General features: G+C 43.0%; 23 protein-coding genes. 12 read left to right on the top strand and 11 right to left on the bottom strand.

What is annotated here, in order from left to right; all coding sequences use genetic code 11:
• Genes BM736_RS00400 through BM736_RS00390 form a run of 3 tightly spaced genes read left to right on the top strand, consistent with a single transcriptional unit; the run spans position 1 to position 2,449 of the window.
• Positions 1-414: a DUF3019 domain-containing protein gene (locus BM736_RS00400; RefSeq protein ID WP_076409758.1), complete on the top strand. Its 414-nt coding sequence runs from the start codon at positions 1-3 to the stop codon at positions 412-414.
• Positions 414-1,127, top strand: a complete 714-nt coding sequence (locus BM736_RS00395; protein ID WP_076407459.1) for a response regulator — start codon at positions 414-416, stop codon at positions 1,125-1,127. Before BM736_RS00400 ends, BM736_RS00395 begins: the two co-directional genes overlap by 1 nt.
• 44 nt (positions 1,128-1,171) lie before the next feature.
• A complete protein-coding gene (locus tag BM736_RS00390) occupies positions 1,172-2,449 on the top strand; it encodes an ATP-binding protein (protein WP_076407458.1) in 1,278 nt (425 codons plus the stop codon).
• Here the strand turns inward: BM736_RS00390 and BM736_RS00385 are convergent, their stop codons facing one another.
• A complete protein-coding gene (locus BM736_RS00385; protein ID WP_179078996.1) occupies positions 2,450-2,761 on the bottom strand; it encodes a DUF1289 domain-containing protein in 312 nt (103 codons plus the stop codon).
• Between the two features lie 173 nt (positions 2,762-2,934).
• Between BM736_RS00385 and BM736_RS00380 the strand changes: the two genes are divergently transcribed.
• The gene (locus BM736_RS00380) at positions 2,935-3,474 is read left to right on the top strand and encodes a DUF4136 domain-containing protein (RefSeq protein WP_076407456.1); all 540 of its coding nucleotides are present in this window, start codon (positions 2,935-2,937) and stop codon (positions 3,472-3,474) included.
• A 66-nt stretch (positions 3,475-3,540) separates the two neighbouring features.
• Here BM736_RS00380 and BM736_RS00375 read toward each other — a convergent pair whose 3' ends face one another.
• The 4 genes from BM736_RS00375 to BM736_RS00360 form a co-directional block, all read right to left on the bottom strand.
• A complete protein-coding gene (locus BM736_RS00375) occupies positions 3,541-3,990 on the bottom strand; it encodes an energy transducer TonB (protein ID WP_076407455.1) in 450 nt (149 codons plus the stop codon).
• A gap of 295 nt (positions 3,991-4,285) precedes the next feature.
• Positions 4,286-5,755: an AAA family ATPase gene (locus tag BM736_RS00370; RefSeq protein WP_076407454.1), complete on the bottom strand. Its 1,470-nt coding sequence runs from the start codon at positions 5,753-5,755 to the stop codon at positions 4,286-4,288.
• Between the two features lie 88 nt (positions 5,756-5,843).
• A complete protein-coding gene (locus tag BM736_RS00365; protein ID WP_076407453.1) occupies positions 5,844-6,980 on the bottom strand; it encodes an HlyD family secretion protein in 1,137 nt (378 codons plus the stop codon).
• A 1-nt stretch (position 6,981) separates the two neighbouring features.
• Positions 6,982-7,368, bottom strand: coding sequence for a DUF3302 domain-containing protein (locus BM736_RS00360; protein ID WP_076407452.1), 387 nt, complete (start codon positions 7,366-7,368; stop codon positions 6,982-6,984).
• A 303-nt stretch (positions 7,369-7,671) separates the two neighbouring features.
• Here BM736_RS00360 and purT point away from each other — a divergent pair, with 303 nt between their 5' ends.
• On the top strand, positions 7,672-8,847 hold the full coding sequence (gene purT, locus BM736_RS00355; RefSeq protein ID WP_076407451.1) for a formate-dependent phosphoribosylglycinamide formyltransferase: 1,176 nt from the start codon (positions 7,672-7,674) through the stop codon (positions 8,845-8,847).
• Positions 8,848-8,887: 40 nt separating this feature from the next.
• Here purT and BM736_RS00350 read toward each other — a convergent pair whose 3' ends face one another.
• The 6 genes from BM736_RS00350 to BM736_RS00325 all read right to left on the bottom strand — a co-directional run bounded on the left by BM736_RS00350 (position 8,888) and on the right by BM736_RS00325 (position 13,484).
• Entirely contained in the window at positions 8,888-9,124 is a 237-nt protein-coding gene (locus tag BM736_RS00350; protein WP_076407450.1) for a hypothetical protein, read from the bottom strand.
• 125 nt (positions 9,125-9,249) lie between these two features.
• Positions 9,250-10,221, bottom strand: a complete 972-nt coding sequence (locus tag BM736_RS00345; protein ID WP_076407449.1) for a D-2-hydroxyacid dehydrogenase — start codon at positions 10,219-10,221, stop codon at positions 9,250-9,252.
• A gap of 23 nt (positions 10,222-10,244) precedes the next feature.
• Complete coding sequence (locus tag BM736_RS00340; protein ID WP_083699765.1) at positions 10,245-10,874, bottom strand: outer membrane beta-barrel protein; 630 nt, start codon at positions 10,872-10,874, stop codon at positions 10,245-10,247.
• 63 nt (positions 10,875-10,937) lie between these two features.
• Complete coding sequence (djlA, locus tag BM736_RS00335) at positions 10,938-11,717, bottom strand: co-chaperone DjlA (RefSeq protein WP_076407448.1); 780 nt, start codon at positions 11,715-11,717, stop codon at positions 10,938-10,940.
• A gap of 64 nt (positions 11,718-11,781) precedes the next feature.
• Entirely contained in the window at positions 11,782-12,474 is a 693-nt protein-coding gene (murU, locus tag BM736_RS00330) for an N-acetylmuramate alpha-1-phosphate uridylyltransferase MurU (protein ID WP_076407447.1), read from the bottom strand.
• A complete protein-coding gene (locus BM736_RS00325) occupies positions 12,471-13,484 on the bottom strand; it encodes an aminoglycoside phosphotransferase family protein (protein ID WP_083699763.1) in 1,014 nt (337 codons plus the stop codon). The genes murU and BM736_RS00325 overlap by 4 nt, the downstream gene beginning before the upstream one ends.
• A 157-nt stretch (positions 13,485-13,641) precedes the next feature.
• Here BM736_RS00325 and lptD point away from each other — a divergent pair, with 157 nt between their 5' ends.
• The 7 genes from lptD (at position 13,642) to BM736_RS00290 (ending at position 22,797) form a co-directional block, all read left to right on the top strand.
• Positions 13,642-15,954 (top strand): LPS assembly protein LptD, encoded by a 2,313-nt coding sequence (gene lptD / locus BM736_RS00320; RefSeq protein ID WP_076407445.1) that lies wholly within the window; start codon positions 13,642-13,644, stop codon positions 15,952-15,954.
• Positions 15,955-16,078: 124 nt separating this feature from the next.
• The gene (surA, locus tag BM736_RS00315; RefSeq protein WP_076407444.1) at positions 16,079-17,383 is read left to right on the top strand and encodes a peptidylprolyl isomerase SurA; all 1,305 of its coding nucleotides are present in this window, start codon (positions 16,079-16,081) and stop codon (positions 17,381-17,383) included.
• A 5-nt stretch (positions 17,384-17,388) separates the two neighbouring features.
• Complete coding sequence (gene pdxA, locus BM736_RS00310; RefSeq protein ID WP_076407443.1) at positions 17,389-18,375, top strand: 4-hydroxythreonine-4-phosphate dehydrogenase PdxA; 987 nt, start codon at positions 17,389-17,391, stop codon at positions 18,373-18,375.
• A gap of 11 nt (positions 18,376-18,386) precedes the next feature.
• Positions 18,387-19,205 carry a 16S rRNA (adenine(1518)-N(6)/adenine(1519)-N(6))-dimethyltransferase RsmA gene (gene rsmA, locus BM736_RS00305; RefSeq protein WP_076407442.1) on the top strand — a complete coding sequence of 273 codons (819 nt, stop codon included), beginning with the start codon at positions 18,387-18,389 and terminating at the stop codon, positions 19,203-19,205.
• 101 nt (positions 19,206-19,306) lie between these two features.
• Positions 19,307-19,687, top strand: a complete 381-nt coding sequence (apaG, locus tag BM736_RS00300; RefSeq protein WP_076407441.1) for a Co2+/Mg2+ efflux protein ApaG — start codon at positions 19,307-19,309, stop codon at positions 19,685-19,687.
• Positions 19,688-19,705: 18 nt separating this feature from the next.
• Positions 19,706-20,530 carry a symmetrical bis(5'-nucleosyl)-tetraphosphatase gene (locus BM736_RS00295; RefSeq protein WP_076407440.1) on the top strand — a complete coding sequence of 275 codons (825 nt, stop codon included), beginning with the start codon at positions 19,706-19,708 and terminating at the stop codon, positions 20,528-20,530.
• Positions 20,531-20,769: 239 nt separating this feature from the next.
• Positions 20,770-22,797 carry a methyl-accepting chemotaxis protein gene (locus BM736_RS00290; RefSeq protein WP_076407439.1) on the top strand — a complete coding sequence of 676 codons (2,028 nt, stop codon included), beginning with the start codon at positions 20,770-20,772 and terminating at the stop codon, positions 22,795-22,797.
• The last annotated feature ends 44 nt before the right edge of the window (positions 22,798-22,841 follow it).

Here is a 22,841-nt window from a genome sequence, read left to right as displayed (position 1 = left end):
GTGTCAGCTTATAGATTATTACCCGTTGGAATACTGAGCCTCATATTATTGAGCGGCTACGCTGTTGCCGATGATTTAGATGATGAAATCACTTCCAAACTCAAACTTTCCCCTGAGTTTTGCATAACTTCTGAAGATGAGCTTATGTGTGAACTTACCCTAGTGCTAGAATGGGAAAATAAAGATTTTAGACCCATCTGTATTTTGTCTGACTACAAAGAGATGGCAAAGTGGTGTGCCGAGTCAGCGGATACTCACTCATTAACCTTGAATATAAAAGCTACTGACGATATTCAATTTGTGATGATTGATAAAGAAACACACCAAACATTAGCTGGAGTCAAACTCAAAGTCACACCGGCTGCTGAGCCTAAAGTGCGACGACGCTACCGCAACCCATGGAGCTTATTCTAATGACCGACCCCCAATCTACCCATAGAGTTTTACTGGTAGAGGACGATATCCGCCTTGCCAATTTGATTGTGGATTATTTAAAGTCGCATGGAATGCACGTTGAAGTAGAACGCCGAGGAGATACGGTTTTAACTCGGCTTATTAACTATAAGCCCGATATCATACTTCTTGATATTATGTTGCCAGGAATGGATGGCTTAACCCTGTGCGAAAAGTTGCCTGATTATTTTGCAGGTCCTATTTTACTTATGAGTGCACTTGGCTCAAATGAAGATCAAATTAAAGGCTTAGAGTTAGGTGCTGATGATTATGTCGTCAAACCTGTTGATCCAGCTCTACTTATCGCGCGAATTAATAACCTTTTACGCCGAACAGCAAAACCACCAAAGGTTGAGTCACACTGCTTAAGTTTTGGAAAGTTAAGTATCGATCCTCACACCCAAGCTATCCGTTTAGGAGAAACAGAGGTCGATCTGACCAGCCATGAATTTGAGTTGCTTTGGTTACTCGCTTCTCAGGCTGGACAGGTACTAAGTCGTCAATACATCTATCAATACCTACTCAATATCGACTTTGATGGTAAAGATAGAAAGATTGATGTTCGAATATCTCGTCTTAGAAAAAAGCTTGGAGATAATATCGAAACACCATTTAGAATCAAGACAGTATGGGGTCAAGGCTATCTATTTGCTCCAGAGGCTTGGGCAAACTAAGCTTACCCACTGTCAGATATAGTCAGTTTATACGGAACTAAAAGTTGAAAAGACTCTTTATCAGTCTGTACCTATTAGTAAGCTTAAGCTTTCTAGGAATAGGCTGGACTCTTGATAGTATCTGGCAAAACAGTGTCGAAGATAGTGGTGCAATGGATGCACCACTTATCGCTTTAGCTCAAATACTTGCTAAACTTCCCATTCAAGATCGCAGTAGCTATATTGATCAGCTTGAGCAAAACGCTGACTACCCACTAAAACTTCTAAATTCAAGCAAAGTAGCCCTACCTAACAACCATAAACTTGCATCAGACTCAGTGCTGATCACAGCCCAAGGCAAAGAGCATGAACTGCACTTTATTAAGGTTGATACACAAGTTTTAATTGCAGGCCCGGTAGAGATAGATCCTCGCGCTCAGTTGCGCGGTCTGTTCACACTCTTTTTCTATCTGTCGCTGGCCTTTGTTGCGCTGATTTGGGTCTGGCCCTTATCAAGAGATCTCAAAACATTGAAGAGTGCGACAAAAGAGTTTGGCCAAGCGAAATGGGATACACAAATAGAGCTGTCACCTCGCTCTCAAGTACTGCCACTGGCATTAACCTTTAATGAGATGTCACGGCAAATCAGTACCTTGATTGAAAACCAAAAGCATCTGTCCAATGCGGTCTCACATGAAATTAGAACGCCATTGGCAAGACTAAAATTTGCATTAGCCTTGATGCCGCAGTATTGCCTACCCAACTCAGATGAAGCCCGCAGAGCGGAGTTTCTTGAGGAGATGCAGCAAGATGTCAAGGAGATGGAAAACCTGCTTCAGGAGCTATTGACCTACGCTAGCCTTGAATCGCAGCAAAAAGAGATACAATTCGAGCATTGCGATCTTAATGTGATAGCAGAGCAGATTATCGAAAAGCTTCAGTCTGATACTTCTGCGCCTATCACCCTAAATAACAACACTGAAGATGCATTTATTCTTGGCGATCCTCTACTTATCGAAAGGGCAATACAGAACCTAATCACCAATGCCCAGCGCTTTGCAGAACAATCAATTAGTATCGATATTCAACTCGATCACAAGTACCTATCACTTAGGGTTGTTGACGATGGGCAAGGAATACCAATAGAAGATCAAAGTAAGATTTTTGAACCTTTTTATCGAAGTAAATCAGTTCAAAATGGTAATAAAGGTCATGGGCTTGGGCTGGCGATTATTAAGCGCATTATGGAGCAACATAAGGGAAAAGTGAGTTTAACAAGCCAGAAGGGAGTGACCTGCTTTACGCTTTATTGGCCGATAGCCAAAAACACAAAGCATAAATAACTAATCTAGTGAAAAATCATCGAGTGATAAGTTAACCTCACTTTCCTCTGTTTTTTCAAAATCTAGTGATGTATTAAGTTCAGCCCTTTCAAGCTGCAATTGCGCCTTTTTAGCCTTTAAAATCGCTAATTTTCTTCTTCTCATACGCTGCTTGCAAAGGCGGATAACATCCGTTTTTTTTGCATCCGAAAAATCTAGCCAATTAAAGCGTTCTTCACGGCTGCGCAGGCAGCCCTTACAATAGCCTCGAGCATCGGTTTGACACACACCGATGCAGGGACTAGGGATCTCAAAAAACTCTAACTGCTCCATCATTATCAGCGTTCTTTACCGATTCGTTTTAATTGTCATAATTTAACCATAACTGATTTATCTCATACTGGCTATTTTTCGCGCAGAAAGTTCTGTAGTAAAATAATAAAATACCTTGCATATAGAGCAAGTTAATATCAAATTATGCATTGAGGTTCTATTTGGAGAGAAAGATGAAAGTTTCAACATTAATTGCTGCGTGTGTTTCAATCGTGCTCCTTAGTGCGTGTGCCAGCAAACCTAAGAGTGATTACGATACTGAGTTTGATTTTAGTCAACTTCACTCCTTTGCGCCCTTTTCTCCAGCTCAGAGTAACGATCCTCTGAGTTCAACAAGAATTGAAGAATCAATTACCTCATCCTTGTTACAGCAAGGGTTTGTACTCGACAGAAACCAAGCGGACTTTACCGTGACTTATTCATTTCAGGTTGAAGATAAACCTAAAGATTCAGGCGTCTCCATTGGATTGGGTACAGGGACTTGGGGGAGCAGCGGCGGTGTAAGTATTGGTACGAGTGTGGGCGTTCCCATCGGTAGCGACACAGCAAAAATTCAGACGATACAAATAGATATCATTAACCCAAAAACTAACCGGCTAATCTGGCGTGGCACAGATAAATTTAACTTTGATGCTGGCGGTGAAGAGAAGGTGGCCGATACTCGAGCCACTGTAGCCAAAATATTAGCACTTTTCCCTCCCCATAAGCAGTAACACAAGATCGCGCACCAGCTAAGACTACCAACATACTCTTAGCTGGTGCGTATTGTACTAAGTGGCTCACCTAGCTGGTGGCAAGCTAAAATCGAGTCTCACCCCAAGGCAAGGAAGCATCTCTCCTTGATAAACCCAAGTCGATAGCGCGTCAATGCCAGCTTGATCGAATACTCCTGCAGGATAGGATTTCAAAACAGATATATTAATAGGCTTACCATTATCAGAGAGGTCAAACTCGAGTGATACGTATCCTTCTACCCTTAGTTTTTCCGCAGTTTCAGGATAGACAGGCTCTTTGATAATTTTGGTTCTTGCTAGGCGGTTATTATATACATGATGCTCAAACAAGTTTTCATCAAGGCGCGTGCATCTGCTGGGGTGCTGCTCAATCCCTTTACTTATTAAAGCATCTCTCTCTAACTGCTCCGCATTAGTCATCCCACAACTTGTTAGAAAAATTAATACCAAACCACTTAATGCGACTTTTGATAATATGAGTTGAACTCCATTCATTTCATAATCCTTAGCTCTATATTTACTTTATCTTCCTGATACAGAATTAAAATTATTCATAAAGTTAAGGACAAATCAACGCTGGAGATCGCGAGTTCATTTAATAGAGTTAAAACAGATAGAAAATAGATAAAGAAAAGAGTTTAATCGATGATTAACTGTTAACTCGCACTGACAGAGCAAATGCCTTCAACGAAAAAAAACCGCCCTATGCCAGTGAAATCGATATCAAAAATCATGCTGTTTAAGCATTTGCACGCACTCTCACTCTCATTAACATAAGCAGATGTAAAATCTACTTATGTGCATTAACCGTTCGTCCTGAAGCCCACAGCCTTAAAGCTTGCAACTTTTCACGCATAACTACGGATAGTGGACGTGTTTTCATTAGCTCCTCTATGAGTAGGTGTTGATCGACTAGCCTATTCGCTGCCTTACCGGTATAAATAGCCGATATCACCGCCTGCTCAATCTCGGCACCAGAAAACCCTTCACTCGCCTTAGATAGCGGACTCAAGTCTAAACTAGAGATATCTAACCCTCGGCGTTTGGTATGAATAAGAAAGATTGCACGGCGAATTTCATCATCTGGCAGATCAACAAAAAATACCTCATCCATTCGGCCTTTTCGCATTAACTCTGGTGGTAACACCGAAATATCATTTGCCGTCGCGACAAGGAACACATCAGACTTTCTCTCAGACATCCAAGTCAAAAGGGTACCTAAAATACGCTTAGAGGTGCCATCATCACTGTTACCACTACTCAAGCCTTTCTCTATCTCATCGACCCAAAGCACACAGGGAGACATAAGATCGGCTAGCTCCAATGCACTGCGTAGGTTCTTTTCTGTCTCACCAATATATTTATTGTATAAAGCAGACATATCCATTCGTAATAAGGGCCGTTGCCACATTCCCGCTACGGCCTTAGCTGCTAAGCTTTTTCCGCTTCCCTGAACCCCAAGAAGCAATATTCCCTTCGGTTTATCTTCAACGTTTTCGGTATGCGCTGTAGGGGCTCTTTGCTCTAGCCAGTGCTTAAGGTTATGTAGGCCCGCAACTTGAGAAAAGTTACTGGTGTCATACTCAAATTGCAGCACTCCCTCCATATCGAGCAACTTGAATTTTCCCTGATTAACCATATCGATATCAGAATGAGTGATGGCACCGTCATCGACTATCGCCTTATGTGACAAACGCTTTGCATCATCGAACGTCAGTCCGCGTAAATTATCCGCCAATTTTTCTACAGCCGAGTCATCTACGTTAAGCATCATACCTTCGCTTTTGACCTGCTCAACCTGCTCATAAATGAGGTTTTGAAGTTGTGCACTATCTGGCAGCGATAAACTAAAATGGGCGCAATACCGTTGAATTTCAGGCGGGATCTCAAACGCATGACTAACCAACACAATTGTGTGCTTAAGGGATGCATATTCAAGTGCAATCTCTTTGAGTAAACGGACATTTTTAGGCGCATTATCGACAAAGGGGTGAAAGTCACACAGAACATATATCCCTTGCTGTGACGTTGATTTTATCTGGCCTAGAATATCAGCAGGCTCACTATTAAACTTTTGTGTCCCCATGGCTAGGTCAGCACGGGTTAAACCTTGCGTAATGCTCCAAGTAAAAAGCGGTTGATACAGCACCGCAGAGACTCTTTTAAGCAACTCTATAACACGGTATTCCTCATAGGTTTCTATGATCACAATGGGCGTGTTCGATCTTAACACTGAAGTCAGATCTCTAATATCTTGCATGCTAATCCCTTAAATTACTGCTAAATATTCAGATAAAAAAAGGGACACATGGCCCCTTTTGCTATCAATAATTAAGTCTGTCAGTGGTCTAGTGGAACAAGTAGTTCAACCACCCCTGCATTCTTAGCAATACCCTACGCATCACTGCAACATGAGAGAAGTGTTCAGTATAAATAGCAGCTTGTCCCGCTACACCCGCAGGAAACTGCTTCTTAGCTTCATGATCGTCAAGCTCTATAAGCACGATTGCTCGTCCTCTTGGCATTAATGCCATTGACGAAACAAGTACGCCTCTAGACTGTAATTCACCTTCAGCTAACGCTGGTAAAACCTGAGAAACTCGGCCTTTAAATACCTGACCCGGCGCTGCATCAAGGATAACCTCCGCTTCGTCTCCCTCTTTGAGTCGAAGCAATGAGTTTTGCCAAAATGCGCCAGCAAAATACCTTTCCTCGTCAGGAATAAAGCTGACTAGTGAGCGAAGTGGCATAGGCACAGCGACAATGCCTGGACGCAACAACATCTGAGTGACCATACCGTCAGCAGGCGCCCTCACCACGGTCATCTCTAGGTTAAATATGGCTTTATCAAGCTCAGCTCGAATTCCTGCCACCTTAGTGTTCACGCCATCGACGTTTGACTCGAAAGCTAATCGCATTCGCAACTCTTCAGCTTTTGCCGCTGAAAGTGTCGCTTCAGATCCTAAATAGAGCTGACGCTTGTTATCAAGTTCAAGCTCAGTAAAGGGAGAGTTTGCCCCTCCTCTTTTCTTTCCTTTGGCATATCTATCATAGGCCGACTTAGTTCTATCTCTATCAGCTTCGGCTCTTGCAACACTCGCAGTCGCAGTATTCCAAGAAGCTTCAAGCTGAGGCACTTCAAGTTCTGCAGCAACTAAAGCTGCTCGCTTTTGCTGAACCGTTGCCTCAAAAGGGGTTGGATCCAATCTGAACAGTACATCGCCTTTTTTAATTGGCACATTTGGCTTAACTTCAACCTCAGTCACTATCCCCCGTACAGCGGGATTGATAGGCACAGTAACAAATACTTCCCTAGCGAAAGGAGAGTATGGGTGGTTGTAGTTCATCAATAAAACAAGTGCACCAACAATGAATATTCCACCTAAAATAGCCGTTGGAACAGTCCATTTATTTAGCGGGATCTTAAAAATCTTGAAAATAGCAATACAGATTGCGGTATAAGTAAGAATGAGTAATAGATCCATCTTATGCCTCCTTCCCACTGGTTGATTGAGTTGACTCTGCTGGCGTTGAAACAGCTCCTTGCTCTATGGTTTGTAACCGTAATTCAAGCTGCGCTACCGTTTTATTGAGTTGCTTGACCTCATCCTCAAGAGCGAGCTCTCGCTGAACAACGTTATTAAAGCCCCACCCCCTGTCCTCTCGGTAAAGCGTTGCCCAAATCCACAAAAATGGCCAGATAGCATGCAAGGTAAACAGGCTAACCCACCCCGCAATATGTAAGGCATCCTGTTGTGGGTGATTGCGCTCCTTAGCAATCTCGTAGGGAATATCATGAATGACTATAATTCCGTAAAACAGAAATATAGCGACGAAAAAGATCACACCCAATGCAAAGTAATCTAAAAACACCTTAGCTCCTTATATCTAAATATTTTCCACTAACCACTGATATTTAGATCATTATTTTTATTAGTTAAAGTCCCCACACATTAAAAAACATTCTCTCAACATTCTGTTATCAACGCCAGTGAATTTTCTATTTGCCGTAGGTGTGAACAGTCTGTTTCGGTGATCGAGCACACACTTGTTCCTGCCCGATACTTTATTACTGCTCGTTATCGGTAAAATGCCCCCAAAAAATAGCAGCAAATAATTAACAGCAAAAACTGTAGTTAATTACTGACCATAACGATAATGACTAAGGTACCCACAATGATAGGCACTCCCCACTCAAAAGGTGCAACACGTGCGATGTTGCTTGGCTGCGGCGAACTAGGTAAAGAGGTTGCAATTGAACTTCAACGCTTAGGAGTCGAAGTGATTGGCGTCGACCGTTACCCAAATGCGCCAGCGATGCAGGTCGCTCACCGCTTTCACACTATCGATATGCTAGATCCACAAGCACTGAGAAGTATCATTGAGCAAGAGCAGCCACACCTGGTGATACCAGAAATAGAAGCTATTGCGACGCAAACCTTAGTGGATATGGAAGCCCAAGGGATTAATGTCATTCCAACCGCTAAGGCAACGCAGCTCACCATGGATAGAGAGGGGATCAGGCGTCTAGCTGCTGAAACCTTAGACATACCAACCTCCCCTTACGTATTTTGTGATACTCAGGCTGAGTTTGAAGCCGCTATTGAAAAAATTGGTATTCCATGTGTCGTAAAACCTGTGATGAGCTCATCAGGTAAAGGACAAAGCGTTATCCACTCTAGCGAACAGGTCGATAGCGCCTGGCACTATGCCCAAGAGGGAGGCCGGGCAGGTAAAGGTCGTGTTATCGTCGAAGGCTTTGTCCCCTTCGATTATGAGATAACGCTACTAACAGTAAGTGCGGTAAATGGGATTCACTTTTGTGATGCTATTGGCCATAGGCAAGAGGATGGCGATTACAGAGAGTCTTGGCAACCACAGGCAATGTCTAGTGTGGTACTCGAAAAGTCTCAAGAGATTGGCAAAAAAGTGGTCGAAGCGCTTGGTGGATATGGCTTGTTTGGCGTAGAGCTATTTATTAAAGGTGATGAGGTCTATTTCTCAGAGGTATCACCACGACCACACGATACTGGCCTAGTCACCCTGATCAGCCAAGATCTATCTGAGTTTGCTCTGCATGCACGCGCTATTTTAGGCTTACCTATTGCAAATATCGAGCAGCATGGTGCTAGCGCTTCAGCTGTCATTCTTGCAGAAGGGAGCTCTCAGGATATTCGCTTTGAAGGTGTGGCTCAGGCACTTGAGGCCTCCAACACACAGATCAGACTATTTGGTAAACCTGAAATTGATGGCAAACGGCGTTTAGGGGTTGCCCTAGCCAGAGCTGAAGATATAGCCAGCGCTATAGACAAAGCTAAAACATCAGCTAATTGTGTACAAGTTATTTTGTAACGCTTCAAAGCGTGCCTGAAAGTCTCTGATTTTCAGGCACTCACTTAGGAGATGAAGTTTCAGCCTCTCCGGCTACAACAACCTTTCCAGTTTTATCATCTAGATACGCACCAATAACTGGCATATCGGTGGTTTTAGCTTTCATCTCTAAAAATTCAGCCTCTGTCATAGTGATGCGGTTACATTTACATGCTCCCTCATCTTCAGCGACAGGAACCTCAGTCGCAACAGCATTCGCTGTCGCCAATAGTGCAATAAAAAAAAGTGGTTTTATCATAGTTAGCCTCAGTGCCAGTACCTTAGTACTAATAGAAATGACTCTTTGACTAGATTATGAATCTTCTCTTAATACTTTAATTAACTAAGGTAATTAATGAAGCTTACTAATGATAAGAGCTAACGTTAATTCACTTGGTTATTACACTTATCTTGCACGTTTCTCTGAGCAGATAGAAAGTGAGCCAAATTATCACAGGCAATATCGAGGAGTTTCTGTCTTGCCTCTATGGTTGCCCAAGAGTTATGAGGACTAATTGAGATGTTTTTAGCACCAAGAAGCGGATTGTCAGCCTGGGGGGGCTCAGTTGAAAGCACATCAACACCAGCGCCAGCTATCTCCCCTTTCTCAAGTGCTAGCGCAAGCGCCAGCTCATCGATAAGCCCACCTCGGGCCGTATTAATCAATAGGGCGCTCGCCTTCATTAACTTGAGAGTATCACCGTCGATCAGATTCTCAGTACTAACCGATAAAGGGCAATGTAATGACACAATATCCGCCAGTTCAAACAGCAAGCCTCGCTCACACCACTCAACACCACAGGGTAATTGGATCTGCTTAGAGCGAGTATTGACTTTGACACTCATCCCAAAGGCAAGCGCGATATTTGCTACTCTCTGCCCTATGGCGCCATAACCAATCAAGCCGATGCACTTACCTTTAAGGGATTGCAGCGGAGAGAGCGTAAAACAAAAGTCATCACATTGTGACCAAGTACCTTGTATAACAGCATCATGGTGCAGTGCCAACTTTTGTGTATGATGCAGAATATGCGCAAAGACCATCTGAGCGACAGCATCAGGGCCATAAGCAGGCACATTGGTGACGACAATCCCTCGCTTTCTTGCAGCTTCAAGATCAACAACATTAGTGCCTGTCGCCAACACTCCGATGTACTTCAGCTTAGGTAACGCATTCAATACTTGGCTATCAAGCACTGTTTTGTTGGTAAAGACAATTCCTGCTTCACTCGAGCGAGGGACAGTTAGCTCAGCAGGTGTCCTATCATAGCAGTGTAAATCACCGATCTCCTTTAACCTTTCCCAGCTCAAGTCACCAGGGTTAAGCGTAAAACTGTCCAGTACAACAAGCTTCATCTGATACTTCCCGAAACGGTATTCTAGAATGTTAACTTAACGCCCGCATTAACTTGGCCCTGCCACATAATATCTGCATGAATATTCCACACACAATGGCCTCCATCGCAAAACAGTGCGTTATCACTGCTCACAAAGGTCGCATAACCTCGCGCATCGGCAAATAGGGAAACGGCAGGCGTAACTTCGTATTCAACACCAGCACCAAAGCCCATAGAGAAGCGTGACTCATTCGAGTAGTCGCCACTGGGGCGCATATTGGTCATACCGACGCTAGCAGTTACATAAGGTTTCAAGTTGCCATTGGGAAAGAATAAAGAGCCACCAATATGAAAGTAGTCTACGGTCAAGTCTGTGATTGAGTCAGGGCTGAAGTTTCCACCGGAACGCAAATCTGTGCTTTGGCTGCTATATAAAAAATAGATATTGCCCGGATCTTTTGTCGTTACCCCAAACATCACGCCATAATTTGCAGACTCAGCAATTTTTACATTACCTTGCTCATCCGTTTCAGTTTGAGTCACATCAAACTCGCTCGCAGCGAAACTATAACCAGCAAAAGGAGCAACGAAGACCTCAGCTAAAGCCGAGGTTGAAAACAATCCTGATGAGCCAGCTAGCATGGCTACAAATAACTTAGTACGCTTGTTCATCCTTAATCCCTTCTTTATTTTACTTATCCCAAATGACCCTTTTTATGAGTTCATTTGACCCATTTAACGCATGCCTCTATCCGTTTTGACTCTATCGTAGGCCGCCTGTATATCCTGTGCTTTACGCTTGGCTAACTCCATCATCTCTTCGGGCAATCCTTTAGCCACAAGCTTGTCGGGATGATGTTCATTCATAAGCTTACGGTAGCTTCGCTTCACCTCTTGATCCGATGAGGATTCGCTCAGACCTAATAGGTCATATGCATCACTAATTGAAGTTTGATTCCCCCCACCGCCACGATGGAAATTAAACTCAGCTTGCCATCGCTTTAACAGCTCATCAAGCTGACTTCTGCTATAACCTAGCTCTTGGGCAATGGTAAGTAAGATAGCATGTTCTTTAGGGTCAAGCTCAGCATCAGAAAGTGCAGTTTGTATCTGGATCTCCAGAAACATCTGTAATAACTCTCTGCGCCCCATAGAGATAATTCTGAACGTTTTTAGGCAAGCCTTTACATCGAAGTCACTCGCTTTACCTTCATTAAACGCTTTTTGTGCCTCTTTCCTTGCCTCGCCTTCAAGTTGCATCTGATCCATCAGCATAGTGGCGATACGTATATCGTTTTCAGTCACCTGACCAGAAGCCTTAGCGACATGTCCCATTACTGCGAAGGTTGTATTAAAAAACAGCGCCTGTCTGTTGGCGCCTTTACCTATGATGCCACTCAGTTGAGCACTCTTTTTATCATAGAGGTGCCCCAACCAAAGACCAATCAAGCCACCTATGATACGGCCAAACATAAAACCTATGGCAAAACCAAAGAACTTACCCCAAATACGCATTAATAAACCTTACTCATGAAAATAGTCAAACCAAGATAAAAATAGAATATATTAGCCGCTTACTCTAACCGCTAGCCTTCAACAAGCTTTTCTCTAAATTATTCAGCCTTTCAACTGTCCCAACATCACACCAAAAGCCATCAAAATGACTACCAGATATCGTTTGTTCTGCCATCTTATCTCGCAATAAAGGGGCCAGAGGAAACCCACCGGATGGCGTATTATCAAATAGAGATGGATGATATAAACCTAAGCCAGAAAAGGTCAACGCCGACTCTCCCTCATTTGAATATGGAGCGAGTACTCCATCACGAAGTGGAAAATCACCATTGGGGTGTTGTTCTGGATTATCGACTAACCAAAGGTGCGCCAATTTCCCAGAGGTAAGCTTGTTCAGCGCAGAGTCGATATCTTCAGGCAAGCGATCGATAAACAGATCCCCATTAATCACCAAAAAAGGTTCATCGCCTAATAACGGCAGGGCTAACTTGATACCACCACCTGTCTCTAAAGCACTTTTTTCCGCACTGTAGATAATATTGACTCTCCACTGACTACCATCACCGAGTTGATTAACCAGTTTCTCTCCAAGCCAAGCATGATTAATGACAATATCTTTAACCCCAAGGTCTGCTAAGCGCTCTATATGGTAGACAATCAGCGGTTTACCTAATACTGGCACTAAAGGTTTAGGCAAGGTATCCGTAAGGGGACGCAATCGCTCTCCTCTGCCAGCAGCAAGGATCATCGCCTTCATGCTTTTTCCTTAAATTCGCAGATAACAGTCTCTTTAACCCAGCAACTGAACTTTTCAAGTTCTGGATATCGTGCAGAAATATCTACAATGTAATCTAATGTCATTGGGATATCAGCCATGTAAGCAGGTTTGTTGTCCCTATAGTTTAAACGAGCAAAAATACCTGCAGCCTTAATGTGACGTTGTAACCCCATAAGATCAAACCATCGACGATAAGTTGATAGCGAAACATCGGCTGCGATTAATCCAATTTCAACTTGGTGTTGATAGTGTTTTTGCATCAAATCTTCCACCAAAGCATCAGGCCAACGGATATAACAGTCCCTTAATAGTGAAACTGTGTCATAGGTCACTGGGCCCAATACCGCATCCTGAAAGTCGATCACACTCAACTGTTCAGAGCCATCCGTAACTGGGGTAAGCATCAAGTTACGGCTATGGAAATCTCTATGCATGCCAACTTTAGGTTGCTCGTCTGCATTCACCACCAAGAACTCGAACGCTTGTTCAATCATCTGTTGAGTTTCTACATCGAGCATTAGATTTAGATGATGTTTTATCAACCATTCAGAAAAAATATCTAACTCCCTCTGAACAAAGGCTGAATCATAAAGAGGCAGTGCTATTTCACCGACATTTTTTATTGTTGAGATCTTATCTAGCAGCAACAAGGCTTGGCTGTAATAGCCACTAACAGTATCGATATTTAGCCGTGAGAGCAGCTGTACGTCTCCAAGATCGCTTAAGACTAAAAACCCATCTTCAACATTAGATTCAATGACTTGAGGAGATAGAATACCGTTATTTTCATAGGCTTTTGCTAAATTAATAAATGGAGTCACAGGAATGAGTTTAGGTGGTGAGTCCATAACGATATAAGTTTTAGAATCAAGGCTCAGCCTAAAATATCGTCTAAAACTCGCATCTCCAGAGATCAATGCTAGCGTTACATGTGTATCAAAAATCTGGTTTAGCCAAGCTTTTAACTGAAGAAATCTAAGATCTGACAAGGGCGCCTCATGGCTCTTACGTAAAAATTGCTTTATTATAAAGCAAAATGGAATTAGCTAAACAGCGCATTATTGATATTTAGCTGAGTTGCCTATAAAAAGTGCAACTTTCTCCCCAATGTTTATCCAGACTAAGAAATCATATTAACGACTTAAGATGCAGATCCGATATTTATTGGCACTAAGCCTACTTCCCCAATTAGTCTTGGCTGAAGAAACCGAACTGGAAAACCAAACCAGTGCACAATGTATTGTTGAGCCGCCTGTACCGCGCATGCCAGTAAATAATGCAGACGAGCTTGCTCTAGACCTCCAAGAGATCAAAATCCTATCAGATCGCTCAGAAGCTCAGATGGGAAGACAAGCAAAATTTAATGGCGATGTATCATTTACTCAAGGCGGTCGCCATATCGCAGCCGATGAAGCCATTTTAGATCAACAGAGCGAGCGATTAGATGCGAATGGCAACTTGGTCTTTCAAGATCAAATGTTTACCATCACAGCAGACTCCTTAGTTGCTCAAATGCGAACTAACAGCGCTACACTGTCAGGTGCGCAATATTGGCTACATGGCCAACAGATCCACGGTGATGCAGAAAAGTTAGAGATAACACCTGACAATAATCTGCACCTGACCAAGACCAATTTTACCACTTGCCCGCCAGGTGATAACTCATGGTTACTCGAAGCTGAAAAGATCAAAATTGATAGCAAAGAGGAGTGGGGAGAGTTATGGAATGCCAAATTGAAGATTGGTGATATACCCGTTTTCTATATTCCCTACATGACAATACCTGTTTCAGATAAACGTAAGTCAGGTTTCTTGTTCCCCACATTTAGTACCAGTACCACCAATGGTGTTGAAGTCGCTACGCCCTATTACTGGAATATCGCACCAGAATATGACTTAACATTTACCCCCCATTATATGTCAGCAAGAGGAATGTTCCTTAAGACTGACTTTAGATACCTTGCAGGGGAATCACAGCAGGGACAACTCAATGTTGAGTATCTTGCTGATGACAACATGTTAGATAAAAGCCCTAACCGTTACCTATATCACTGGGAGCATCAAGGCGCGATAAATGAAAATTGGCGCGTATTGGCTAACTATACAGATGTATCTGATAACAACTACTTTAATGACTTAGACTCTGACGTACTGAGAGCAACAGATAACCAACTTTCACGAGTTGGAGAAATTAGCTACTTTGAAAGCAATTGGGATTTCAGTGCCAGAGTTCAAGATATAAAAGTACTGGGTGAAGATGAAAAACCTTACCAGGTCATGCCGCAGTTAAATTTAAACTACCGCGCGCCTAACCTATGGAATGGTATTGATTTCGATCTGATGAGTGAAGTCACCAACTTCAGACATCAAGAGAATGAGTTTTCAACCGCCACTCGTGTTCACCTTGAGCCAAGCATCTCCTACCCTATCCATGGACCAGCGGGCTCATTTACGAGTGAAGTAAAATTACTCCAAACTAATTATTGGCAAGATGACCAAGGTTATGTGGGGAATGAGCATCTCGACAGTCAGGTCAATAGAACGCTGCCACAGGTTAGGCTACATGGTCAGATAAATTTTGAACGGTATACTGAGAACTATCGCCAAACGTTAGAGCCACAGTTTCAATACCTGTATGTGGGATATGAAGATCAATCTAATATTGGCATTTACGATACCGCTCAACTCCAAGAAGATTACTATGGTCTGTTCAGGGAAAGACGCTTTTCAGGTTTAGATAGAATTGCAGATGCCAACCAGATGACATTAGGTTTAACGACCCGTTTATTTGACGATCATAACGTTGAAAAATTAAAGTTTAGCTTGGGTCAAATCTTCTATTTCAACGATAGTCGTGTTGGTATCTCAGATCCAAGTATGCCTGAGCAGACCTTTACTCAAGAGAACACCTCAAACTCAGTGTTAGCTGCCGAGTTAAATGCTCAGCTATATAAAGACTGGTACATGAGTGGTTCAATTCAGTATGATACTAAGCAAAGTGAAAATAAAAAGAGTGAAGTAACACTCGACTTTAGACCTGGTGCTAATAAACTGCTTCAGTTTAGTTATCGTTACGTCCCCGACCTACTCAATACTAATACCAATGAGTCTGTAAACATTTCCCAAACGGGTATGCGCGGGGCATGGCCAATTAATGACAGCTTATATCTCGTCGGAAACTGGTATTATGATCTTAATGAAAGCCGTAGTGTTGAAACTTACGCAGGTTTCCAATATGAGTCATGTTGCTGGGCTTTACGTTTAAGCTATCACTACCGCATCAAAACCAATTATGATGACGACTACAATCCAACACTGGATAATAGAGAGTTGTTCGAAAGCGGAGTTTACTTAAACTTCGTCATTAAAGGATTAGGTGGTTCAGGTCCTCTGGGCGTATCCGATATGCTCAATGATGGATTATTTAATTATAGAAAACCGCTTTACCTTAAGAACTAGTTAAGCAAATATGTTTGTTTGCTTTGAACCATGAGCCGGTCTTATAGTCCAATCATGGTAATCGATATTAGAGACATCAGTTGTAGTGCCACAACTGACATACATATGCCAAGGATTTTTGTGGATGAAACCCTGTAAACAGTTAATTTTTGCCTTTTTAACCTTGGCTTTAAGCCATACGGTTCAAGCAGCTAACGAGCCTCTAGACCGGGTATCAGTTCAGATCAATGAAGGTATCGTATTGGAGAGTGAAATCACCAATATGCTAAAAACAGTTAAATCAAATGCAACCGCCGCAGGTCAGTCACTGCCTTCTGATCAAGCCCTAAGAACCCAGGTCATTGAGCGTTTGATTATGACACGGCTACAGATGCAGATGGCAGACCGAATTGGTTTGCACATTGGTGATCTCCAGCTAGATCAGACGATTGGCAATATAGCCAAAGAACAGAAGATGACCACTGAGCAGATGAAGCAGAAAATCAGCGCAGAGGGGATGAGCTGGAGTCAGTACCGTGAACAGCTTCGCGAAGAGATCACTTTAGGTGAAATTCAGCGTATTCAAGTTCAGCGCCGTATTCAGGTATCTCCGCAAGAGATTAATAACCTGGTCGCTATGATTGAAGAACAAGGCCTTAAGCAGATTGAATTTCAAATTGGTCACATTCTTATTGAGATCCCAAATAACCCAAATAGTGAACAGTTAGCAAAATCGAGTGAACGTGCCAACACCGTATTAAAGCGCATTAATGATGGTGCAGACTTTAGACGTACAGCCATTGCTGCATCAGCAGGCCCTAAGGCCCTTGAAGGTGGTATTTGGGACTATATGAATGTTAACGAGATGCCGACTTTGTTTGCAGAAGTACTTTCTGATGCAAAATCTGGTGATGTTATCGGCCCAATCAGAAGTGGAGCTGGTTTCCATATCATTAAGGTCATGGATGCCCGCGGTCTACAAACAAAAGAAGTCGATGAAGTTCGCTCTCGTCATATCTTAGTTAAGCCTTCGCCGATCCTTTCAGAGGAGAGAGCTAAGGCAATGCTTGATAACTTTGTAACCCAAATCCGAGCTGGTGATGCTGACTTTGCAGCGCTTGCTCGTCAATACTCAGAAGATCCAGGTTCTGGGGCTAAAGGTGGTGAGTTAGGTTGGGCAGATCCTTCTGTTTATGTACCTGCATTTTCACAAACCTTAAATGAGTTAGAAATTAATGAGATCAGTGAGCCGTTTCGCTCAAGCCATGGCTGGCACATCGTTCAGCTAGAGGAGCGTCGAAAAACAGATGCAACTGATCAATTCAATACCAATAAAGCACATCAGCTTATCTTCCGTCGTAAGTTTAACGAAGAGTTACAGAACTGGTTAGATGAGATGAGAGCGGAAGCTTATATCGAAGTTTTCGATGCTGATTTTAATAGAGGTTAATCATATTGACGACTAAACGTATTGCCATTACTGCGGGTGAACCCGCAGGAGTTGGTCCAGATTTAGTTATTCAACTAGCTCAGCAGGCTTGGCCTGCTGAGCTAGTTGTTTGTGCTGATCCCGATCTGTTGATCTCTAGAGCAAAAAAACTGGGATTGCCGCTACAGCTGAAACCATACCAGCCTAGCCAAGAACCCAAAGCTCAAGAGCAAGGCACGCTTACAATAGCCCCCTTCCCACTAGCCGCAGAAAGCACATGTGGCAAGCTCAATGAGCAAAATAGTGCCTACGTAGTTGAAACGTTACGCTATGCCGGTGAGAAGAATATGAATGGCGAGTTTGATGCCGTTGTAACTGGGCCTGTACACAAGGGAATTATTAACCAATCAGGTATCCCTTTCAGTGGCCATACTGAGTTTTTTGCTAATCAAGCAAATTGTCAAGATGTCGTCATGATGCTTTCAGCACCTGGCTTACATGTGGCGCTTGTTACCACACATATCCCGCTGGCCTATGTGTCAAAAGCGATCACTCGCGACCGCCTTCACCAAATCGTCAAAATCTTACACACAGATTTAGTCAACAAGTTTGCCATCAAGCAACCTAAAATATATGTATGTGGACTCAACCCACACGCAGGTGAGGATGGACACTTAGGCCGTGAAGAGCTTGATACTATCATTCCCGCACTTGAAGAGTTACGTGCAGAAGGAATGAGTCTTGTAGGTCCGCTGCCAGCTGATACTATCTTCCAGAGTAAATACTTAGAAGATGCCGATGTAGTATTGGCCATGTATCACGATCAGGGTCTACCTGTTTTAAAATCACAAGGGTTTGGTAGTTCGGTAAATATTACCTTAGGACTCCCCTATATTCGTACCTCTGTCGATCATGGCACCGCTCTTGATCTAGCAGGCACAGGTAAAGCAGACATAGGAAGCTTTGTCTGTGCACTAAATAAAGCCATAGATTTGGCAGCAAAAGCTGGATAATTTAATCGCAAATGAGTAATAAAGTACATTTAGGCCACACAGCCAGAAAGCGTTTTGGACAAAACTTTCTAACCGATAATAACGTAATCAATCGTATTGTTGGTGCGATTGCACCTGATAATGAGCACGTTATGGTTGAGATTGGTCCAGGCTTAGGCGCCTTAACCGAACCAGTTGCTACTAGTATTGATAAACTGAAAGTGGTTGAGCTCGATAAAGATCTTGTTGAGCGCCTGCAGAAGCACCCTACCTTGAAAGATAAGCTTGAGATCCATCAAGGTGATGCGCTTAAGTTTGATTTCAGTCAGTTAATTGAAGCGGGCAAAGAGCTGAAGGTTTTCGGTAATCTACCCTATAACATCTCAACCCCATTGATGTTCCATCTGTTCGAGTTCGCAGAGCAGATAACCAATATGCACTTTATGTTGCAAAAAGAGGTTGTGTTAAGATTATCGGCTTCTCCTGGCACTAAAGCATATGGCCGTTTGACTGTCATGGCTCAGTACCATTGCCAGGTGTTACCAGTCCTAGAAGTGCCACCAGGATGCTTTACCCCTGCCCCGAAAGTCGACTCTGCAGTAGTACGCTTAGTGCCATATAAGACTAAACCTTGGCCGTGTAAGGACGTTGACCTTTTAAGACATTTAACCACGACTGCTTTTAATATGCGCCGTAAAACGCTGCGTAATAATTTAAAACAGATGATCACCGATGAAGAGTTTGAACAACTCAACATAGACTCATCCCTCAGACCTGAGCAGATCACAGTCGAGCAATATGTTTCAATGGCTAACTTAGTCATTGAAAAAAAAGCCAAAGATCCTATATAGTTAGCAATATCTATGCATTGACTCGCTCATAATAGCTTTCGCATTAAGAGCGCTTAAATAATGGAGGGCTTGCCCTCCTTTCTTATGTCAAAAGGTAAGCAATGTCAGAGCTTGAATCGACAATCAAAATTGAAGTTAAAACTGAGTATATCGAGGAGCAATCATCCCCAGATGAAGATCGATATCTTTTTCGCTATACGATAACAATCATAAACTTAGGCCTTGATCCAGTCACACTTAAAAGCCGTAGCTGGTGCATTACCGACTCCAACAACCACAAAAGCGAAGTCCAAGGTGCAGGCGTAGTAGGTGAAACACCGACCATAGATCCTGATACAGCATATCAATATACCAGTGGTACGGTACTGGAAACGCCAGTAGGTGTAATGCAAGGTTTCTATAATATGGTGACCGAAGAAGGCCAGCAGTTTAAGGCATTTATAGCCCCATTCAGACTCGCTGTTCCAGGTTTACTTCATTAAATTTAAGGCTAGTAGCAAATGGCAAATTATTTTGTAGGGGATATTCAGGGCTGCTTCGAAGAGCTGCAACTGCTCCTCAACAAAGTGGCCTTTAACCCTTCAACGGATATGCTTTGGGCGGTAGGTGACTTAGTCGCCAGAGGGCCGGGCTCCTTGCCCACGCTTAGGTATCTTAAAAACCTTGATGGCTCTGCGAGAGTCGCATTAGGCAATCACGATCTACATCTTCTCGCTGTTTCAAAGAAAATCAAACGGGCGAACCCAAAAGATCAGTTAGCTCAATTGTTAGAAGCACCAGATCTATCCGTACTCACAGACTGGCTTAGGGTACAGCCACTCATTCAAGAGCTACCTGAACACAATATAATAATGAGCCACGCGGGTATTCCACCAAACTGGGATCTTAGCCAACTGCGAACTGAAGCACGCCTAGTCAATCAATCCCTTAGTGCGCCTGATTATATCTCATCATTAATCGCTCATATGTATACTAACGGCTCAAACAAGTGGAATAACGCTTTATCAGAACTAGAACGGAAAATATTTTGCATTAATGCATTAACCCGCATGCGATACCTACATCCTGATATGAGTCTCGACTTTGACTGTAAACTGGCACCGAAAGATTGCGATAATAAAGCACTTACTCCTTGGTTTGAAGTTGAAAACCAGATTGCTGCTAGCCATACCTTAGTGTTCGGACACTGGGCAGCAGTTATGGGTGAGGTGCCGGTCGCAAACATGCATGCGCTCGATACAGGCTGCTGCTGGGGGGAGCATATGACCTTATGGCATTTGGAATCAGACCAAAAAATTACCCAAAATAAGTTAAAAAAGAGTTAAACTAGCGTGAGTTTTGGCCGATATAACAAAAATGAAAGCGCTAGTCAGCCAGACAAGCCCTGAATTATAAAGACCTTTTTTATAAGGGTGAGTTGTTGTTCAACCAGTTTATAACTGTAAATATATTTAGTAACCTCCCCCTTCAAACGCGCTGATTGAAAGTAGGCTACGAGATAAATATATCAAAATACAGATGGATGAACATTTACGGGAAAATATAATAATAACTGGAGTACCCTATGAAGATGAATGTCGCCACGAGAGTCATTGGCGGATTTAGCGTTGTCACCTTATTATTGATTGCATTAGGTGCAGCATCGCTACTAACCAATAGTAAACTCAAAACCAGTACTCAAGTATTACAAGAACTAAGCATCCCAGCGCTCGAGTCTACAAGCCATCTACTACAAGGTGTTTCTCTGCAGGAGAAACAAGTTTTACTGGCTTACCATACTAGTCAGTCAAGTGAACTACCTAAAATCACCTCACAGCTTACTAAGCTTGATCAGGAGTTCAGTAGCGAGCTGACTGAGCTCGCGCAGATAATTAGTGCACAGAAACAAGCAGAGTTCTCAACAGCAGTTTCAAATCTTCGCCAAAGCTACCAAGTTTTCTCCTCTAATGGCGAGAAGATGATCAAAACCCGCGAGAATGCGCTAGTTACTCAAGAGAAGTTATCGATAAAATTAGAGGATCTTGAGTTAGCTGCGGATGATACTGCATCTCTGCTATTGGATCTTATTGATCTTGAGATGAGTGAAGATCCAACAGAACAAGAGATCGCTGCAACAGCTGGTAATATTGATAACAGCTTCAGCGGCATCGTTAGCACTAGTTATGACCTAGTCAATAGTGAGAGTAAACAACAGCAAGAAACTATCGCGAAAGAGTTAGATTTCATTGTAAGTGAAGCTAGAAATAAACTTGAATTCGTTTCTCGCCACTGGGATGGTGTTATTGACGAAGGGCTATTGAACGATATTAACCTTGAAGCCAGCAAAGTATTCAAACTACTAGAGGGAAGTAGCTCTCTACAAGCAATGAAAGGCCGTCAGCTTAACTTTATGACTTCAGCCACAAGCATGTTAACTCAGGTCGACAGGGATGCACTGCATGTCAATGAGAGCATGCAAGCCTTAACCGCTAAAGTTGAAGCAGTCTCTCGAGTGGTAAGTCAAAGTGCTATCGATGACATTGATTCAGCCAGCGTAAATACCTTTATTCTTATCATTATTGCAATTGCGGTTGCTATTGCTATCAGTATCGCAGTGATCACCCCACTGAAGCGCTCTCTCGATAAGGTCAACAACGCCCTCAATATCTTAGCGTCCGGTAACCTAACCCATAAACTCGATGACTCTGGTCATGATGAGTTTGCCGAGCTCTCTCGTAACTGTAACCGACTCGTTGATAGTTTAAGAGAACTTATTCAAGGGATTTTAGACCGCTCTAATCAGCTAGCAGCTGCAGCAGAAGAGACATCAGCAATTACAGCTCAAACAACCGCCGGGATTCAAGAGCAGAAAAGCCAAGTTGATCAGGTTGCTACGGCGACGACTGAGTTAAGCTCGAGTGCAGAACAGGTCACTACAAGTGCAGACGATGCGCTGATTCAAATTAAACAAGCCGATGATGAAGCTCTGCATATGCGTTCAATTGCTGATGAAAATAAGCAGACAATTCTTCAACTTGCGGACGAAGTAGCTAAAGCGGGTGTAGTGATTAATAAACTACACTCAGACAGTGCTTCTATAGGCTCTATTCTCGATGTTATTCGTGGTATTGCTGAGCAGACTAACTTACTCGCACTTAATGCCGCCATTGAAGCTGCTAGAGCTGGTGAGCAAGGCCGAGGCTTTGCAGTCGTTGCAGATGAAGTACGCAGCCTAGCATCTCGCACACAGGACTCAACACAAGAGATCCAGCAGATGATTGAAGTATTGCAGCAAGGGGCTAAGGAAGCCGTTTCAGTGATGGAGCTTGGTAGAACACAAGCTAGCTCATGTGTTGAGAAAACAGAGCAAGCTAACTTAGCACTAGAGAGTATCAGTGAAGCCGTACATAAAGCCCATGACTCAGGCACACATATCGCTCATGCGGCCCAAGAGCAAAATCTTGTCAGCCAGCAGGTTTCTGAAAAGTTAGAGCACATCGCTGCAATTTCTGAGGAAACCTCGACGGGAGCAGATCAAACGGCTCAATCAAGTCATCAGGTGGCCCAGCTTGCAGAAGAGCTACAAGCATCTGTTAAAGAGTTTAGAGTCTAAACTGAATAGGCTACTCCTATAAGGATAAAACTCACGTTCTCTAA

Source organism: Shewanella sp. UCD-KL12, assembly GCF_001957125.1.
In the GTDB taxonomy this organism is placed as follows: Bacteria; Pseudomonadota; Gammaproteobacteria; order Enterobacterales; family Shewanellaceae; genus Shewanella.
The sequence above is the reverse complement of the archived record's forward strand: the minus strand, read 5'-3'. Positions and strand labels throughout refer to the sequence as shown.

Coding starts and splice junctions, on each gene's coding strand:
- BM736_RS00370 (WP_076407454.1), bottom strand. CDS start 5,755: ATGCAAGATATTAGAGATCTGACTTCAGTGTTAAGATCGAACACGCCC.
- BM736_RS00375 (WP_076407455.1), bottom strand. CDS start 3,990: ATGAATGGAGTTCAACTCATATTATCAAAAGTCGCATTAAGTGGTTTG.
- BM736_RS00295 (WP_076407440.1), top strand. CDS start 19,706: ATGGCAAATTATTTTGTAGGGGATATTCAGGGCTGCTTCGAAGAGCTG.
- BM736_RS00365 (WP_076407453.1), bottom strand. CDS start 6,980: ATGGATCTATTACTCATTCTTACTTATACCGCAATCTGTATTGCTATT.
- murU (WP_076407447.1), bottom strand. CDS start 12,474: ATGAAGGCGATGATCCTTGCTGCTGGCAGAGGAGAGCGATTGCGTCCC.
- BM736_RS00395 (WP_076407459.1), top strand. CDS start 414: ATGACCGACCCCCAATCTACCCATAGAGTTTTACTGGTAGAGGACGAT.
- BM736_RS00380 (WP_076407456.1), top strand. CDS start 2,935: ATGAAAGTTTCAACATTAATTGCTGCGTGTGTTTCAATCGTGCTCCTT.
- lptD (WP_076407445.1), top strand. CDS start 13,642: ATGCAGATCCGATATTTATTGGCACTAAGCCTACTTCCCCAATTAGTC.
- rsmA (WP_076407442.1), top strand. CDS start 18,387: ATGAGTAATAAAGTACATTTAGGCCACACAGCCAGAAAGCGTTTTGGA.
- djlA (WP_076407448.1), bottom strand. CDS start 11,717: ATGCGTATTTGGGGTAAGTTCTTTGGTTTTGCCATAGGTTTTATGTTT.
- surA (WP_076407444.1), top strand. CDS start 16,079: ATGAAACCCTGTAAACAGTTAATTTTTGCCTTTTTAACCTTGGCTTTA.
- BM736_RS00290 (WP_076407439.1), top strand. CDS start 20,770: ATGAAGATGAATGTCGCCACGAGAGTCATTGGCGGATTTAGCGTTGTC.
- BM736_RS00345 (WP_076407449.1), bottom strand. CDS start 10,221: ATGAAGCTTGTTGTACTGGACAGTTTTACGCTTAACCCTGGTGACTTG.
- purT (WP_076407451.1), top strand. CDS start 7,672: ATGATAGGCACTCCCCACTCAAAAGGTGCAACACGTGCGATGTTGCTT.
- BM736_RS00385 (WP_179078996.1), bottom strand. CDS start 2,761: ATGGAGCAGTTAGAGTTTTTTGAGATCCCTAGTCCCTGCATCGGTGTG.
- BM736_RS00340 (WP_083699765.1), bottom strand. CDS start 10,874: ATGAACAAGCGTACTAAGTTATTTGTAGCCATGCTAGCTGGCTCATCA.
- BM736_RS00350 (WP_076407450.1), bottom strand. CDS start 9,124: ATGATAAAACCACTTTTTTTTATTGCACTATTGGCGACAGCGAATGCT.
- apaG (WP_076407441.1), top strand. CDS start 19,307: ATGTCAGAGCTTGAATCGACAATCAAAATTGAAGTTAAAACTGAGTAT.